The 17,150-nt window shown below is 52.3% G+C and carries 12 protein-coding genes; 8 read left to right on the top strand and 4 right to left on the bottom strand.

The window, feature by feature from the left end:
* Positions 1-95 precede the first annotated feature (95 nt).
* Positions 96-3,647 carry an SMP-30/gluconolactonase/LRE family protein gene (locus HY774_13860; protein MBI4749569.1) on the bottom strand — a complete coding sequence of 1,184 codons (3,552 nt, stop codon included), beginning with the start codon at positions 3,645-3,647 and terminating at the stop codon, positions 96-98.
* Positions 3,648-3,925: 278 nt separating this feature from the next.
* Positions 3,926-4,375: a DMT family transporter gene (locus HY774_13865; GenBank protein MBI4749570.1), complete on the bottom strand. Its 450-nt coding sequence runs from the start codon at positions 4,373-4,375 to the stop codon at positions 3,926-3,928.
* A gap of 1,024 nt (positions 4,376-5,399) precedes the next feature.
* Here HY774_13865 and HY774_13870 point away from each other — a divergent pair.
* From HY774_13870 to lolA, 4 genes are all read left to right on the top strand, one after another.
* Positions 5,400-5,828: a hypothetical protein gene (locus HY774_13870; GenBank protein MBI4749571.1), complete on the top strand. Its 429-nt coding sequence runs from the start codon at positions 5,400-5,402 to the stop codon at positions 5,826-5,828.
* A gap of 203 nt (positions 5,829-6,031) precedes the next feature.
* Positions 6,032-6,415, top strand: a complete 384-nt coding sequence (locus HY774_13875; GenBank protein MBI4749572.1) for a BMC domain-containing protein — start codon at positions 6,032-6,034, stop codon at positions 6,413-6,415.
* A 198-nt stretch (positions 6,416-6,613) separates the two neighbouring features.
* Positions 6,614-8,470: an aldehyde dehydrogenase family protein gene (locus HY774_13880; GenBank protein MBI4749573.1), complete on the top strand. Its 1,857-nt coding sequence runs from the start codon at positions 6,614-6,616 to the stop codon at positions 8,468-8,470.
* 283 nt (positions 8,471-8,753) lie between these two features.
* Positions 8,754-9,437: an outer membrane lipoprotein chaperone LolA gene (gene lolA, locus HY774_13885; GenBank protein ID MBI4749574.1), complete on the top strand. Its 684-nt coding sequence runs from the start codon at positions 8,754-8,756 to the stop codon at positions 9,435-9,437.
* A 314-nt stretch (positions 9,438-9,751) separates the two neighbouring features.
* Here lolA and HY774_13890 read toward each other — a convergent pair whose 3' ends face one another.
* Complete coding sequence (locus HY774_13890) at positions 9,752-10,228, bottom strand: hypothetical protein (protein ID MBI4749575.1); 477 nt, start codon at positions 10,226-10,228, stop codon at positions 9,752-9,754.
* 110 nt (positions 10,229-10,338) lie between these two features.
* Positions 10,339-11,019: an arginine-tRNA-protein transferase gene (locus HY774_13895; GenBank protein ID MBI4749576.1), complete on the bottom strand. Its 681-nt coding sequence runs from the start codon at positions 11,017-11,019 to the stop codon at positions 10,339-10,341.
* A 218-nt stretch (positions 11,020-11,237) separates the two neighbouring features.
* Here HY774_13895 and HY774_13900 point away from each other — a divergent pair, with 218 nt between their 5' ends.
* The 4 genes from HY774_13900 to HY774_13915 all read left to right on the top strand — a co-directional run bounded on the left by HY774_13900 (position 11,238) and on the right by HY774_13915 (position 16,965).
* Entirely contained in the window at positions 11,238-12,344 is a 1,107-nt protein-coding gene (locus HY774_13900; protein MBI4749577.1) for a D-alanine--D-alanine ligase, read from the top strand.
* A gap of 338 nt (positions 12,345-12,682) precedes the next feature.
* A complete protein-coding gene (locus tag HY774_13905) occupies positions 12,683-13,519 on the top strand; it encodes a VWA domain-containing protein (GenBank protein ID MBI4749578.1) in 837 nt (278 codons plus the stop codon).
* Between the two features lie 77 nt (positions 13,520-13,596).
* Entirely contained in the window at positions 13,597-14,673 is a 1,077-nt protein-coding gene (locus HY774_13910; protein MBI4749579.1) for a VWA domain-containing protein, read from the top strand.
* 279 nt (positions 14,674-14,952) lie between these two features.
* A complete protein-coding gene (locus tag HY774_13915) occupies positions 14,953-16,965 on the top strand; it encodes a hypothetical protein (GenBank protein MBI4749580.1) in 2,013 nt (670 codons plus the stop codon).
* Positions 16,966-17,150 lie beyond the last annotated feature (185 nt).

Genomic DNA, 17,150 nt, shown 5'->3' on the forward strand with positions numbered 1-17,150 from the left:
GAAGAAAATGAGGGATTTAACCCAGCTTCTTCAACCCGAAGTCTTCAGCCCCGAGCTTGCGAGTCTTCAACCCAAGGTTTTTCAGCCCTGGTTTTTTAACGGATTTTGCTCGGACTACGGAACTGACCAGGACTGCTGCCCAGGCCGTTTGGAGTACCGACCAGCACCCAGGTTGTTCCGGCTAAGAGCCGACCTTGAATCCGGTTGTTGGTGGTATCACTGACGACGAGGGAATCTCCTCCAGCCAGTGCTCCCACGGTAAAGGAACTGATGGTCACGCCTTCCGGTGCCCGAACCTTTCCAAGCGTGGTTCCAGAAGTTGCCAGAGCCGTTGCGGTTCCAGGATTTCCGTTGGCAAACCGGACGACACGATTGTTTCCGGTGTCAGCTACATAGAGATTGCCAGCCGCATCAACCGCCACGCCTTGCGGCGCCCGAACAGCATTTAATCCCGAGCCAAGACCAGCCACGAGTGTTCCAGTATTGGCTGTAGTTTTGGTGTTGGCGCTGGTGATTTTCATAACCCGATTATTGCCCGTGTCAGCAATAAAGAGGGTAAAGTTGGTACCAATCGCCAGTCCGTTTGGCGTGCGAACCCGACCTGTGGTTGTTCCACTGTTGGCCAGAACCACACCACTGCCGGGTGTTCCATTGTTGAAACGCATGACCCGGTTGTTTCCGGCATCTGCCACATAGAGGTTTCCAGCCGTGTCAAGCGCCAGACCACGAGGGCCACGAACTTGGCTGGTTGCCGTTCCACTTGCTGCAAACGTTGCCCAGGTGCCACCACCATTGGTTGAAAATTGAACCCGATTGTTTCCGGTATCGGCAATGTAGATGCGCTGACCATCAACCGATGCCGTGACGGCTTCTGGAGCGCTGAGTGGTGTGTTAATGACAGTCCAGGTCGTGCCGTCAAAACGCTGGACCCGGTTATTGGTGGTATCGGCCACCAGCAGGAAGGCCGCGCCATTGCCGCAGTTGCCCGAAACTGTAATCACAACCTGGTCTGAAGCTGGGGCGCACGGTGGGCTGTTGACCGTCCATTGCAACGTGTAGGTTCCGGCTCCAGCCGCCGGGGTAAACGTGGCGTTGGCGGCATTCACATTGCTGAATTGGCTCGTGGAAGTTGATGGTCCTGAGACCACTGACCAGGTTCCAGTGCCGCTGGCCGGTGCGGTTGCCGCCAAAGTGACTGACCCGGTGATGCAGGTTGACTGGTCACCACCAGCCGAAGCGGTCGCCGAGTTGTAGGTTACTGTCACTGTGTCGGTTGATGGTGGACAGCCGGCGCTGGTGATTGACCATTGCAGGGTGTATACCCCAGCTCCACCCGCCGGTGTGAAGGTCGAGGTTGGAGAACCAGTATTGCTAAACTGTGCCGCTGAAGTACTTGGGCCACTGACAACTGACCAGAGGCCGGTTCCGACGCTCGGCGTATTGGCTGCCAGTGTGGCCTGAGTCGGCAGGCACAACGTTTGAGGATTGCCGGCATCTGCCGTGGTTGGAGGATTGGCACACACGGTTCCAATTGTGAGACATCCGCCGCCGGTTGTCTGCTGGCCATCCGGATTGGTCACGGTGATGGTTCGAGCACCGGTTGCGGCGCCCGCTGAGACCGAGATGTTGAGGGTTAACTGGGTTGGGCTGTTGAATGTAACGCTGTTGACTGTGACTCCACCGCCATTGACCGTGGCCTGAATTCGATTGGTAAATCCTGTACCTGGATCAAAAAAGCCTGACCCGCCACTCGACGTACCATTGACAATCAAATTGACGTTTGAGGTGCCTGGCGCCACCGTGGTGGTTGATCCACAGGTTGGTGTGGCTGGTGGTGGTGCATTTAAGCGAGTCAATCTGACTGCCCAGGTGTTGGACGGGGAGTCGGCATATTCCTGTACTGCCCAGAGCGTCATGTCATCATTGGGGTCAACGCTCGTGTGTGAGTAATCTCCCCAACGGTTGCGGGATCCGTCGCTCCGCTGATACGACGCCAACCCGTTTTGAATGATGGTTTGACTCTGCATCGTGCCAGCCGTATCGGTTCGCAGGCGACCATTGGTGGCAGCGCCGACAAAGGAGTTTGACGCGGAAAAGCTGTAGGCAATGGCCGCGTGACCCTGGCCGGACATGGCGACTGCTGGAAAGTAAAAGCTTCGTGGATTGCTGGTGGCTGAATCAAAAACCGTGCCTGATTGAATGAGTGTTGGCGTCCCAGTGAGATTTCCAATTTGATACCACCGGGCCCCGTTTCGACCGCCCGAACCGCTGGCAACACCACTGCTATTGACCTGGATGTTATGCGCCGTCCACAAACTGGTAACCCCGCTGATTTTGTCGCGGTGAATGCGGGCTTCGTTGAGCCGGTCATCAACACAGTTGATGGGGATTGAACTTCCTTGTGCTGGGGCATTAATCGGTGAAGTTGTGGTTGGAACGGTGAGGTTGATGTCAGTTGACAAGGTTGGTGTTCCACCAGGATTTGAAACCCGGCGAAATACAAGCCGACCTGCCGTGGTGTTGCTGATGCCGAGAAAATAGCCTTCAGTGGCGGCTGGATCAGTGTTATCAACACCTTGCGGGGTATATGGCCCTTCGCCGGTTCCATTTGGAACCAGGTTTCGAAAGGCCGAAACCACAATCGGACCCGCACCCGTGATCGAACTCTTGCGAACCACAAATCCGGTTGATCCAATATAAGAGAAGGTAAACAGGTTGACGCCGATATAGAGCGCGTTGGCATCAACTCCCATGGTTGGAAAGTCGGCAAACGCCCCATTATCTCCGGCTGGCGAGACCGTGTTGTGTTGGAAGAAGAAAAACGTAAAGCTCGCGGTGCTGGAAATGGTCGGGCCGCTGCTGACCGCGATCAAAATGCGGTTGTTTGAACTGGCCGTGTTAAAGACCATCACAAACCAGCGCTGGCTGATGCGGTCATATCGAACCCGTGGGTCGCCCGTCCCGGCGCCATTGCGAACCGAATTAAAAAATGAGTCAGATGTCGCATCGAGATTCCCATCTGCCAAACCGTTGGATTTGGCAATGGTTCTAATCCGGCCATTGATGCACAACAGGTACTGGGTTGGACCCACATCACCTTGAGTATCTGGTGGAATAAAGCCACTGTCGTTAATTGTTGCAATGCGGGTGTTAACGCCGAGGGTTTGCGGAGCATTGGGGGCGACACTGAGTTTGGTCGTGTCGGTTTCGGTTGCCAGATCGGATGGTGGCCACGATGCCACGGGAGGTGAATCCGGGTTGTCGAGCAGGTGTTCGCGGTCAGCTTCGGCGTCAGTTCCGGGAGGAACAACGGTTCTGACATTGTTCATGTCAACTTTAGGAGATCGCCGTTCGCGCTCCATGATTTCATCAACGGTTTCAGAAATCCCCATCTCACCTGCCCAGGGCTGGCCGATGATTTCGCCACTTGGACCGTAAAGGTTGGGATCTTCCTGCACTTTTTTGGCTTTGGGTGCAGTTGCTTTGGGTGCTGGAGTTGGGGATGCCTTGGTTGGGGCGCCCGCTGGTGCCGGTCTGGCAGGGCCTGTTTGGCGCTGGCTGCTCAGATGGGCTGAGTATGGAAGCAGAAAACTACCGCAGCCAAAGATCAAAAGGATGGCTGCGGCAAGCCTGGTGGATCGTTTCATAATCGGAATTTCTCCAAAAGTAGGTCGGTTCCTCCCAGCACGGATTGAGGCAATTGGGTTGATACTGCTTACCTCAATGAACCTGAAAGCTGTGAGGCGAGAGTTTTTTCTTGTGGAAATGTATGGGGAACAAAAAGATGCGGGCTATTGTAGGGGGCGACGTGAAGCAAGGTAAAGGAAGATTGACCGAAGATTGGAAAAGTACGGCAAGTGGTCTGTTCTGTGCAGTCAGGTGGTGGATCAGCCTATTTGAAAGAGGTGGTGACACTGTTCTGGATTCATTTGCGCTGAATCAACCACAGCCCAAGAATCAACAATCCAGCCCCAAAAACTCGTGATCCGGTTAATTCAAAGCGGGGAAGCCCAATCCAACCAAAATGATCCAGCACCAGCGCCGCCAGTAACTGCCCGACAATCAACGACGTGGCGACTGATCCAGCCCCGATTTTCGGAATTGCCAGAATCGCGGACGTGACATAAATCGCCCCCAATATTCCGCCAATCAGCAACCACGAGGGCGCTTGGGTCAGCCCTCGCCAGTTCCCAGGTTGTCCAGTGGTATTTGATGCCAGAGAAATAATGACCAGGGCCGCTGTTCCAACGATAAAACTAATCAAGGAACTATAGAGCGGATTCACGACATAGGTTCGCAACTGGGCATTGATCGCCGCCTGCACCGTTACCAGGATTCCAGAACACAAAATCAGGCCAATCCAACCAGCTTTCACTGCAAGTTCTCACTTTCAAAACAAGAGTTAAGGGACTGTAAAAAATCAACTTCCCGTTTTCGTTTGGGAATCAGGCATTTGGATTGAGCATCCCGGAGGGCTGCAGTTCGGATAGCCGGTGGTTGCGAAGCTTTGTGAGCTACCACCGGGAACAGGTTCGTCCTCTCCTGTGCTCCCCCGCTTCGCCCGCGCCCCGCAGGGGCGCGGGCGAAGCGGGGGAGCAACAAGGGGTGGCCTTTGGATCCGGTGGTAGGCCCAAAGCGGCCAACCAACCGGCTATCCGAACCGCAACGCTTCGCGGTGCAAGACCAAAACCTGGACGTGGCAGAACCGCCCCAGGAACTTATTTTTTAACGCTCCCTAAGGGAAAACCAGCTATCATAGCCTGAAATGCCTGGGAGTACAGCCCAAAGTTTCAGAAGTCTTGCCCTGGTGGTGGGTGAATTGAACGCACGAATGCGGCTGTGATACTGTCGTGGTGCTTTCGATACAAACACATTCAGTCAACCCACAACAAATTTGGGACAAGTCAACAGACTCGGCCCTCAAGGGCCGGGCTTGAATCGTGTCGCCACGACGCCATCCTGACGGATGGCCGGTGTGGGGACATTACCTCAAGCTCCGGTTGACCAGACCCCCGTGCAAATCACGGGAAACGATTGGGAAGAATCGATAGGTACCTGCGGATGCCGCCTCAGTCCGCTGCGCTACGGTGACAGGTTAAACAGGCATGGGAGTCAGTGCCAGTGCCGGTCACGGCAAACCTTCCCAAATCCGGTCGAGAGGACGTCGAATCCGGTCGGCGGTCACAGTCAGACCGGTACGCATTACCCGACGCAAGTCGGTGCGTGACGTGAATCTTTCACGTCACATCTCAAGCGGGAGGAATTCGTTCTTCCCGCTTGAACACTCACACCCAAGCAGGAGTGGCGTTTTCTCCCGGCCCTCAAGGACCGGGTCTCCACGCCGAAAAGAGGATGAAACCCTGAACCCTGAACCCTGGTTCTTCAAAAAGGTGAGGTTTATGAACGATCCGAATGACGAAAAAAACACGACGGATCCGACTCCGGATTCTGTGGTCAAAGCCGAATCCCCGAAAAGCTCGGGCAGTGACGAACCCCGACGACCCTTTGATGAATTAACTTCATCGGTTCGGGAACTGGCCCAAAAGCTTCCGGATTCCATTGGCCGGATTCCTGGCTCAATCGGGGCCGCAATTCAAAGCGCGCTCTCTCCCCGCGATCAATCGGTGCTGGTTTATATCAATGACGATCTGTCAAAATCGCTGGATATGCTGGTGACGGCTGAGATTTTCGGCAGTCGCTCTGAAGCGGCTGAGTTTCTGATGAAGGAAGGGCTCAAAGCACAACATGAGCTCTTTGAGCGGATCCAGGACAAAGTACAGCAAATCGAACGACTGAAATCAGAACTGAAAACCATCGTGCCGCACTAAAGATTGCGCACCGGAATTCGGCGGGTGGTTGTCAAAATAGCGTTTGACGCTGAAAAAACGATTTGGTAGCGTACGGCTGCACAAAACACACTTGAAATATTCCCGATTAAAACGCAGTCCACTTCACACAACGGTCAAACCAGACCCCATGCGGGCAGGTCTGACCCTTTGCAAGCGGTTTGTTGTTGGAGGCAAGAGGAAAAATGTCTTACGAAGCACTTGGAATGATTGAAACCAAAGGGTTTATTGGCGCAGTCGAAGCATCTGACGCCATGGTCAAAGCGGCGAACGTGGTTCTGGTCGGCAAAGAATATGTCGGCGCCGGATACGTGACGGTTTTTGTCCGTGGCGATGTCGGCGCTGTCAAAGCGGCCACCGATGCCGGAGCCGCCGCCGCGCGCCGGGTTGGCGAACTGATTAGCGTCCACGTCATTCCGCGACCGCACGCCGAAGTTGAGCGGGCGTTTGAGGATATGGGCTGGGGACTGACCAAACATCTCGAAGGGAACAATCCCAAAGAGTTGACTGACGGGGGCGGAGGCAAGCGGGCACTGCCTTCATCAAAAGAAGACACCAAAAAATCATAGCGAACCTGTGATGTAAATGCGCTCTGGTGTGGGGTCAAACGGGGTTACCAGGTTTGGGGAACCTGGGTGGCACGGCTCAGAGCGCATGCTGGTTTTTTCGACCGGATGTGGTTCGGGAACCTCCGCGCTGGCACTGCAACCGGGTTTTGTGGTTGTCGGGCTGTGGTTGAACCCGCCATCTGGTGAGGAGAAGGATTCATGGCTTTGGATCGCGATTTATCTTCCATTCAACAAGCGCGTGATTTGGTGGAGCAAGCGCATCGCGCCCAGGCAGTTCTGGCAACCTATTCACAGGAACAAATTGATACAATTGTTCAAAAAATGGCTGAGGCGGCTCAGGCTCATTCCGTGCGTCTGGCCGAGCTGGCCGTTCAGGAAACTGGGTTTGGCATTGCCTCTGACAAAGACATCAAAAATCGCTTTGCCGCCAAGGATGTCTACGAATTCTTCAAATCGCTCAAGACAGTTGGTGTGGTTCGTGAGACCGAAACCTTAATCGAAGTCGCTGATCCGCGTGGCGTGGTGTGTGCCATTATTCCCTCGACCAACCCCACTTCAACCGCAATTTTTAAAGCCATTATTTCAATTAAATCACGCAATTCGGTTGTGTTGAGCCCACATCCATCGGCGGCTAATTGCATTGGTGAAACGGCGCGAGTTGTGCGCGAAGCCGCCGAAGCCGCCGGCATGCCGCAAGGTGCCATTGGATGTTTGACGGTTTCAACCCAGGGCGGCACCGAAGCCCTGATGAAACACGAAAAAACCGCTGTCATTCTGGCAACTGGGGGGATTGGTCTGGTGCGAGCCGCTTATAGCTCGGGCAAACCTGCGTTTGGTGTCGGGCCAGGAAATGTTCCCGCCATGATTGAGCGCAGTGCCGATGTTCCCAAAGCGGTGGCGGATATTCTGGCCGGGAAAACTTTTGACAATGGTACAGTGTGTGCCTCAGAGCAGGCAGTAGTGGTTGAAAAAGTGCTTGATGCGGAAGTCCGAGCCCAGTTTGCGGCTCAGGGCGGCTATTTTGTCAATCGTGATCAGGCTGAAAAACTGGCCAAGGTGGTGGTTCTGCCAAGTCGGGGCTTAAACCCTGGCATTGTGGGCAAGTCAGTCCAGAAGATTGCTGAACTGGCTGGCATTAGCGTCCCCAAAGAAACCAGAGCCCTCATGGTTGAATTGACCGGCGTTGGGCGTGATTTTCCGCTTTCGCTCGAAAAGCTGTCTCCGATTCTGGCTTATTATGTCGTGCCCGATTTTGAAACCGGCACCACGGTATGTTCACAGATTCTCCGGTTTGGCGGGATGGGGCATTCAATTGGTATTCACTCGCAAAACCGCAACAAGATTCGTGAATTTGGGATGCGCCAGCCGGCTTCGCGAATTCTGGTCAATACACCGACTACTCACGGCGCCATCGGATTTTCAACCGAACTGGCCCCCAGCATGACGCTCGGATGCGGCACCTGGGGTGGAAATGTGACCTCCGACAATATTTCGCCACTACACCTGATGGACATCAAGCGGATTGCCTTCGAGACCTTTGCCGTCACACGTCCGACGTCGCGACCTTCATCACCGCCAGCGGTCAAAGCCAGTGTGATTCCGGCACCTTCACCAGGAATTTCCATTCCTGGAGGGAACAGTCCATCGGCGATTGTGCATCAGGTTGTGCCCGGCTCAGCCCCAAAGGCCGCCCCGGTTGCTCCAACCAGATTACCATCTTTGGATCGAGCCTCGATTGCGGCACTGGTGGATCAATTTCTGGCTGAACGCAAACCAGCACTGAACCAGGCGTTAAAAGCACCAGCCAGTACTGCTGCCAGTACCCCGGTTGCCGCACCAGTTCCGACTCCGCCGCCGCCAGCTTCAACCCCAACCCCAGCCAAAGCTGAAAAGGCTGAATCTCCCAAGGCGGCTGAATTTGTGTGCGAAGATGACGTCCGGCGGGCACTGATTGAAAAACGCAAAATTGTGACCGACAAGAAGACGATCATCACTCCGGCTGCTCGTGACCTTGGGCGTGAACACGGCATCTTTGCCGGTTATGCCGAATCCTAAAGCAAAACGAATTTCGTTTGCCGCATCCATTTGATCAAATCTCCCCACACAACTTTGAGGACGTTTCCAAAGCTTGTCGCTCGAGCGGCCCGTGGGGAGATTTTCGTCTTCCTCAAAAAAACCTCCTGACCCAACCCGCATTTTTCAGTTTTCCAATCTTCTGTAATCAAAGCTGGAGTTTTTCAATTGGTAGTGGAAGAGTTTTTTTAGGGTAGGCTGACAATTAGCTGTTGCAAAATAATGATAAGTTCCACTATTTAAAATAATATTCAGCGAGGTATCTATGAATCGAATACGACAACGACTCCTGCTGCTTTTGATCATTGGAGGTGTTTTTATTGGAAGCCAGCCGAATTCAATGCCGGTTGCTTCAGCCGCAGATGCCAATCAGGTGATTTTGGGAATTCAAAAACGATATGCTCGCGCCACGACACTGGCGGCTGATTTTGTCCAGATGTATCACGACCGAACCGGGCGAGTGATTCGTGAAGCCGGATCACTCCAGTTGAAACGCCCTGGTCGGATGCGCTGGGAATATCGTGAGCCCAAAAACAAGATTTTTCTGTCGGATGGCAAACAGACCTATTTTTATCTTCCACTGGAAAAACGGGTGGTGATTGAACCAGTCAAGGCTGGGCGTGACCCACGAACGCCATTTCTGTTTTTGCTTGGACGACAGAATTTGAAAGAAGATTTTTCCCGTTTTGAACTCGGCGGGGAATCACCGACCAAAGCCCAAAATGTCGTGATTCGGATGTGGCCGCGCCGTTCGGTTGAAAATCTGGCTGAAATCCGGGTTGAGTGTGACCCGACAACATTTCAGTTGGCGCGGATTTCGCTCCTGCAACTTTCTGGCGAACGATCTGATTTTCTCTTGACGAATGTGGTGGAGAACGCGGCGCTGGCGGATGGCCTGTTTACCTTTTCCGCACCTTCGGATGTGCGCGTCGAGCGGGTCGGATCGTAGTGAGGCGGAAGACTCGCAAGCTCGGAGCAAAGCAAGGGATGAGGGATGAAGGATGAGGGATGAAATAAAACCAATTCTTCAACCCAAAGCCTTCAGCCTTCAGCCCCAAGCCCCATGAGCGCCAGGATAAGGAAACAAAGCCCAATCTGGACAAGGGGACAAGGGGACAAGGAGAAAAAATATTCTCCCGCTTCCAACGTCGGTCGGAGGATCTCCTTGTCTTCTTGTCTCCCCTTCTCCTTGTCTCAAACAGGCCCAAATTTCCTTATCCTGGCGCGCATGGCCCCAAGCTCTCAGCCCTGGATTTTTCAGCCCTACTTAATTGATTTGAGGATTTTGACAATATCGGCTTCGAACTTACTGGCCTTGGCCGAGTTAACCGCCCCGTACATCACCAGGATTTTCCCGTTTTTGTGGAAGAGTGCAACGCTGAGGTCTGCTGGTGTCCCGCCGACTTTGCCTGTGCCATCAATAAAAAGTGCGTCCAACCCATTTAATTTGCTCTCTTTCCCTTCACCAAGCTCCACATCGGTCACGTTTTGCTTGATAAGTTCAAATGCTTCATCAATGGCTTTCTCCATTGATGCTTCATTTTCAACGGCATAGAGGCGGATACCAAGTTCTTCGGTTGGGTCTTTGGCAACTAATACATCACCGTCAATTTCAACCGAGTAGTTATCCGGGAGAAAAATGCTGAATCCTGCCGGATGTTCCCAAATTTTCGCCGAGACTTGAAAATTCAGGGTCAGGCACAAAATAAAAGCGACCATCGCAACACGAAACAGTTTCATGGAATTGTTCCTCTCTCAGATGTGTGAACAAGTGAATACAGTGTAAGTTGTGAATCAGCGGCAAGATGTGAGAAGTGAAAAATTGGCTGTCAGGGCAGAAGGATTCCGCCTTATGAGAGTTCAGAGGTGACAGTTTCTTCAGCCTGGTAGGGAACCCAGTCACCCCACCAGTCAAAATAATTGAGGGCTGAAAACCGCTTTTTGTAGTCATAGAAGGACGGCTCCCGGTACGCATAGCCTGGATAGTAAAACTGGCAACCTCGTTCAATTGAGTGCCGAATCGCAATGAGCATGGTGAAAATACCGAGACTCCGTTTGGTTTCTTCTGGATCAAACATCGCATAGACGGCTGAGGTTGCCTGTTGACCCAGGTCAAGAAAACTGACTGCCAGCAGGTCGCCATCTTTTCCATAAACACAGATTTCCTGGTTTTGACAGGGGATAGTGGCTGGCTGGGTTGAGAGGAAGTCAAAGATGGAATTTGGAATGTTGTGATCAAACCGAACGACGTGGCGAAAAAAGAGATCTTCTTTTTCATCATCAATGACGGTATCGCGAATCACAACCTCAAGGTCGCGATTACGGGCCAGTACCCGTTTTTGACTTTTCGAGAGGCAAAAGTGCTCCAGGTCAATGCGCAGAGGCAAGACCGTACAGACCTGGCCATTCCAGACGGTGGTGGAGTAGCGGAAAAAGAAGCTTCCAAAATGCCTCCAGCCATTTGCCCAGAGCAGGTCCATGTGTTCAGGTTCGACGTGCGAAGCACGAAAATATTGTCCGTCGAGCGACATAAATAAGTGATTGAGCCTTTAAACACACTGTCGAAATTCAAAAAATCGGGGTTTCCATTCTGAATCACAATGCCAGAAATGAAAATCAAAATTTTTGGCACCAGGGTAGGAAAGTTCAGTCTGCGGTAAGGTCTGGAAAACTCACCCTTGTGTTCAGGCTCAAAGAAAAATATTGTTTCGGTTTCCATTTTTTAACTGATTTGTTTCTGGAGGCACCTGTGCAGAAAAAACTACGGGTCGGAGTCATTTTCGGTGGACGCTCCGGCGAGCATGAAGTCTCGTTGCGGTCAGCGGAATCCGTTTTGAATGCCCTCGACAAAGACAAATATGACGTGATTCCCATTGGAATCACCAAAACCGGAAAATGGCTCATGGCTGGCGATTCACAACAGTTGCTCCCCAAAGAGGTGGTAACCGAAGGCGAAATCAGTCTGGCCATGATGGGGGATCCCACACAGTCACCGCTGGTTCGAACCAACCACAATCAGGTCCAAGGCGATGTCCCAACGCTGGATGTGGTGTTTCCAGTGTTGCACGGCACCTATGGTGAAGACGGTACGATCCAAGGGCTGTTTGAAATGGCCAATCTGCCCTATGTTGGGTGTGGTGTACTGGCTTCAGCCGCCGGGATGGACAAGATCATCATGAAGCACCTGTTTCGTCAGGCTGGCCTGCCAATTGTTGATTTTACGTGGTTTACGCGCCTGGCCTGGGAAAAGAACCCGGAACCGATTCTTGATACCGTGATCGAATCCATTGGGTTCCCGGCCTTTGTGAAGCCCGCAAACCTGGGGTCATCGGTTGGGATCAGCAAAGCCAAAGACCGTGAAAGTCTGGCCAAAGCCATTACCCTGGCGGCGCGATTTGACCGCAAAGTGGTGGTTGAAAAGGGAATTGATGCGCGTGAAATTGAACTGAGCGTGCTTGGCAACGATGAACCACTTGCGAGCTTGCCGGGCGAGATTGTTGCCGGAGCGGAATTTTACGATTACCAGGATAAATATCTCAGCAACACGGCTGAGCTGGTAATTCCGGCTGAGTTGACCGAAGCCCAAATCGCTGAATTCCAGCAAATGGCCATTCGGGCATTTCAGGCAATTGACGGTTCGGGGCTGGCACGGGCTGATTTCTTCCTGGAACGTTCGACCGGGAATATCTATGTGAATGAACTCAATACCTTGCCAGGGTTTACTTCGATCAGTATGTACCCGAAATTGTGGGAAGCCAGTGGTCTGACCTACTCACAACTCCTGGACCGACTGATTGAACTGGCAATTGACCGCCACCGCGAAAAATCGCGTTCGGCCACCAGTTATGACAGTTAAATCGAACCTCAGGAGATTTGAACACATCGGGTCAGGGGTCAGGGTTTGTCTCAAGCAGTCGAACTGGTCGGTGATTCATCAAGGCCCAATTTGATACGCTGAGCCTGAAATCAATCAGGGGTGTTCCAATCCTGTATGGACTGATTTAACGGGTTTTGGGAGAAAGAGACAACCATGGACGAAAAGGACCTAAATTCGAAAACCCTGAACCCTGAACCCTGAACCCTGAACCCTGAACCCTGAACCCTGAACCCTGAACCCTGAACCCTTCAACCACCGCTCAACCCCAGAAAGAAACAACTGGTGGAGGACAAGATGAACCGCTCAAAGGCGGTGGCGTGACCAATGTGACGCTCCCGGTCACGATCACCGACGACGACGACCGGTTTATCTATGGGTTGACCAAAGAAGATTTTGAGGTCTTTGAAGACAATAAAAAGCAAGACATTGATAAATTTGAAGCCTCAGAAGAACTACCGCTCTATATCGCCATCTTGCTCGACACCAGCGGCAGCGTCAAAGCCAAGCTCAAGTTTGAAAAAGAAGCCACGATCTCGTTCTTGCAAACCGTGCTCCGACGACGCAAAGACCAGGCACTGGTGGTGACGTTTGATTCCACCGTGCAGCTTCGGCAGGATTTTACTGATAACACTGAATTATTGGCCAAAGTCATTGATAGCATCCGGGCCAGCGGCACGACGTCACTTTATGACGCGGTCTACCGGATTTGCGAAGAGAAAATGGTTGGTGTGCCAACCCCACGCAAGGTCATTATCATCTTGAGTGACGGCGATGATACGTCAAGCACGCACACGCTTGAAGAAGCCATTGACATCGCTCAGCAGAGCGAAGTGGTCATTTTCGGGATCAGTACCAAAGGGGCCGGGTTTTTCGGAGTCAGCGGCGGACAGGTTTACAACGCCGATGATAAGGAACTGCGGCGGCTCTGTTTGGAAACAGGTGGCGACATTACCTTTCCATCCAAAGTGATTGATCTGGAGCGGGCGTTTCAGCGATATGAAAAAACCGCCCGCCGATATTACCTGTTGAGCTACGAGCCTGAAGATCCAACTCGCCCAGGCTATCGCAAAATTGAAGTGAAGTTGACCAATCGCAAAGGGTTGCGCGTCAAGACCCGCAAGGGCTATACCGTTCCCAAAACCGAAGCCAATTAGAAAGTCAGTACCACCTGCGTCAGCGGGTGGGTTATCCATACCACTTCCCTTGCAGGTGGTATTGAGGGATGAACCCAATGAAATCCAGACTGTTCCAAATCAGTATGCTCTGCCTGGGGATCGCACTGTGGGGATTGCCACCAGTGACTGCTTTTCAGCAAAAAAAGGATGTTCCTCCACCGCCGTTGCCGTCACCGACTGGAACCGGGCAGAAAAGCCCAGAGCCAGCGGGTCAACAAGACGATGAGGATGCTGTGATTCGGATTGGAACGGAACTGGTGAACGTGCCTTTTTCAGTCACCAATAAACAAAATCGCTATATCAATGACCTGACCCAGGAGCAAATCCAGGTTTTGGAAGATGGGAAGGAACAGGAAATTTTTTCATTTGCCAAAGAGTCGGATTTGCCCTTGACGTTTGCCCTGATGATTGACGTCAGCGGAAGTCAGGAATTAAGTCTTCCGGCTGAAAAAGAGGCGGCTCTGAAGTTTTTTGATAAGGTCATGCGGCCAGATAAGGATATTGCCGCCGTGGTGACCTTCCGGCGGGATGTCGAACTGGTGCAAACACTGACTGGCAATAAGCGGGCATTGCTTGGGGCACTCAACTCAATTCGATTCCATCCAGGCTCATATGTGGGTGGTTCAACGCCTCCGGTTAATACTGACCCCTCCTATAATGGAACCAGCATTTACGACGCTGTATTTGTGACATCCGACGAACTGCTTTCCCGCGAAGCCGGGCGGCGGATTGTGGTTTTGCTCACCGATGGCCAGGATACCACCAGCCAGTATTCACGTGATAAGGCCGTGTTATGTGCTTTGCGGTCTGAAGTGATGGTGTATGTGATTGGGATTCCTGGAAAAGGCTTTTACGGCAGTGGGCGGGTGTTTACCGAGCCAGTCAACAAAGGGGCCATGCGCGAATTGGCGGAGCAAACTGGCGGGCGGGCCTTTTTCCCGGAAAAAGAATCAGACTTTTATTCGGCATTTCAGCAAATTGAAGAAGATATCCGGCAACAATTTATTGTTTCCTACTCACCGTCAAATTCCAATCGGGATGGTTCATTTCGCGAAATCAAGATTGGAATCAAAGGTCGTCCTGACTCAAAGGACCTGAAAGTTTTGAGTCGTAAGGGCTATTACGCGAAGTAATACCGTTTTGCAATGAAATGCTCGCATTTGAAAACAGTTAAGTAATTCAACCAAATAAACTTAGTGAACTACTGACTACTGACTACTGACTACAAACTGGTATAAGTCAACAAACTTTTGAGGCGCAGGAACTAAAGGCACTTGACGGAATGGTTTCTTGGGTGAAAATTGGTGGCAGCACAATCCTTCATACTGCCCTGACCAAAGATCCGATTCCAACCAGGTGAACTTCCCAGGCAAAATGCTGGTTCCCGCGCCTTTTGCTTTGCATTGACGCCCATGGCTGAAAGTCTGCTTGCTTCTTCTTCAACTGCGCCGCTGTCACCCCCTGACCTGGAGGCAGGTCAAGGCGTGCTTACCCAACAGGCACTTTCCTACTTCAAGCTGCTGACCGTGCTACGCAAACAATTGACCGCCACGGCGGCCACTTCGCAAGTTGGCGTGGTAACCAATATTGCGCGCTGGCTGGATGCCGCACCTGTTTTGACCCTGATTGCGCGTACTCCGCACTGGTACTGCGAATGGCAGATTAAAGAAGCGCTCTATTCCAATCCCCGGACCCCGCGTCGGATTCGAGAAGAAATTGGCCGCACGATTTCAATTTTTGAATTGATGCGTGAGCTGGATCGTCATGGGTTGAAGGATCAGGAAAAAGCTGAAATCCGCGAAGATATCAAATCGCTCTTTACCACGCTGAGCGGGGTTGACAAATCAATTGTCAAAGCCCGTGCCTACCGACTGTCTTCATCAAATCGTCAGGCCACAGCCGGGCGGGCCCCGACCCTGGAAACGCCGTTATTGCCCGATTTAGGCACATTGCCTGAATATTCACTGGCTGATCTGCTGGCGATTACCAAGGAATTGCAGGCTGAAACCGGGTCGCTGGATGAGTCATTCATCAAGTCGCCGGAAGTGGTGGATTTGACGTCGCTTTCGGTTGATGAACAGATGGTTCAGGCGCAAACATCGGGGGATTCGGCGATTTTGGTACAGGCACTCGGCTCAGATCGTGAAGACCTTCTCAGCGCGGTGCTCACCAATCCAAATCTTTCAGAACTCCACGTTCTGGTGGCGGCAACTGAAAACCCCCATCCGGCTTTCTTTCGGGCCATGACCCATCAGGAGCGCTGGTATCAACAGCCTGAGGTTCGAAGCGCACTCTTAAAAAATCCCCATCTTCCTCCAGATCGAAAACTCGGACTGACCGTGACCGAGCAACTTCCCAGCCTGTTTGAAGCCATTGATGAAGGCGGTGACCGGGCACAGGCGGCGGCTAAAACACTCGGAAGGGCAATTGATCATCTGGGTGCCGAGGATCTGATCTATGCTTTGGAGACTGCCAAAGTCCTCTATCCCCATCTGGTTCATCTGATTTTTGCGGCACCAGCCTTTACAGGTCAGGCTGAGTTGCCATTGAGTGTGGCTGATGAGGCTGATATCTATGAAATTGACCACGATTTCGAGGCTCAGCTTCACGAATCTTCACAACCAGCCCAGATTGGTTCAACAACTGACCAGGCCCCAGAGCCGGCTGTTTCACGAGTTCCTTCAGGTGTTGAATTACGTGCTCATGAGGCGGCCACAGTGAGTGAGATTGGTCAGATCGCGCTTTTCCTGACCGATCCGGATGACCGGGTGTTTGCCGGGTTACTGCAAAATCCAGCCTTGCCGGAAGATATGATTGTTGGGTATGCCCGGACGATCACCGCTGATCGAGCCCAGGCGATTTATCGTGATCCCCGGTGGTCTGGTCGGCATCGGATTCAGGAAGCCCTGCTCGACAACCCAAAGACGCCTCACGGCATTGCGCTTGAGCTCCTCAATTTTGTTTCAAATCCCCAGGCTTTGCTCAAGGTGGTGAAAAATCCCAAGATCGCCACCCTCGAAGTTAAACAAAAAGCCCTCCAGAAACTCATCGAAATTTATCGTGCACTCGATTCATCTGGACGAATTAGTTTAATCAAAGCCACCAACGGCGAAATTCTGCACGAGTTATGGGAAGAAGCCTTCCACGACGAAGAGACAATTACCACGCTGTTGAAGGAACAATATCTGGAAGACGGAATTGTGTTGAAAGTTGTCCGCTCCAAATCAGCGCCACGAAGCGCACTGGCCGCCATCGGCGCCAATCCAGCCTGGGTCAACAATTATCAAATTCGCCTTGAACTGGTAATGAATCCCAAAACCCCACGTGATGTGGTGGCCCGCTTGATCTCACGACTTAACCCAACGGATCGTGCCAAAATCAAAAACAATCGAAACTTGCCGGAATATGTCCGGGCAATGGTTTAGGGCTGAAGAAGGCGGGCTGAAGAAAACGGGCTGAAGAAGATAAGTGGAAGAATTGGTTTTACCCGATGTCTTCAGCCCCGAGCTTGCGAGTCTTCAGCCCTAAGCCCTAAGCCCGATGTCTTCCGCCCCAAGCCCGGTTCAAAATTCATATCAGGAGTTTTCGCCCATGGTTGTCAGCCACAGGA

It is taken from the genome of Acidobacteriota bacterium (genome assembly GCA_016208495.1).
Lineage (GTDB): Bacteria > Acidobacteriota > Blastocatellia > Chloracidobacteriales > Chloracidobacteriaceae > JACQXX01.

What these genes read in the sequence shown, in the direction of transcription:
- HY774_13910 (MBI4749579.1), top strand. Translation starts at nt 13,597, where the DNA reads ATGAAATCCAGACTGTTCCAAATCAGTATGCTCTGCCTGGGGATCGCA.
- HY774_13860 (MBI4749569.1), bottom strand. Translation starts at nt 3,647, where the DNA reads ATGAAACGATCCACCAGGCTTGCCGCAGCCATCCTTTTGATCTTTGGC.
- HY774_13870 (MBI4749571.1), top strand. Translation starts at nt 5,400, where the DNA reads ATGAACGATCCGAATGACGAAAAAAACACGACGGATCCGACTCCGGAT.
- HY774_13875 (MBI4749572.1), top strand. Translation starts at nt 6,032, where the DNA reads ATGTCTTACGAAGCACTTGGAATGATTGAAACCAAAGGGTTTATTGGC.
- HY774_13880 (MBI4749573.1), top strand. Translation starts at nt 6,614, where the DNA reads ATGGCTTTGGATCGCGATTTATCTTCCATTCAACAAGCGCGTGATTTG.
- HY774_13890 (MBI4749575.1), bottom strand. Translation starts at nt 10,228, where the DNA reads ATGAAACTGTTTCGTGTTGCGATGGTCGCTTTTATTTTGTGCCTGACC.
- lolA (MBI4749574.1), top strand. Translation starts at nt 8,754, where the DNA reads ATGAATCGAATACGACAACGACTCCTGCTGCTTTTGATCATTGGAGGT.
- HY774_13895 (MBI4749576.1), bottom strand. Translation starts at nt 11,019, where the DNA reads ATGTCGCTCGACGGACAATATTTTCGTGCTTCGCACGTCGAACCTGAA.
- HY774_13915 (MBI4749580.1), top strand. Translation starts at nt 14,953, where the DNA reads ATGGCTGAAAGTCTGCTTGCTTCTTCTTCAACTGCGCCGCTGTCACCC.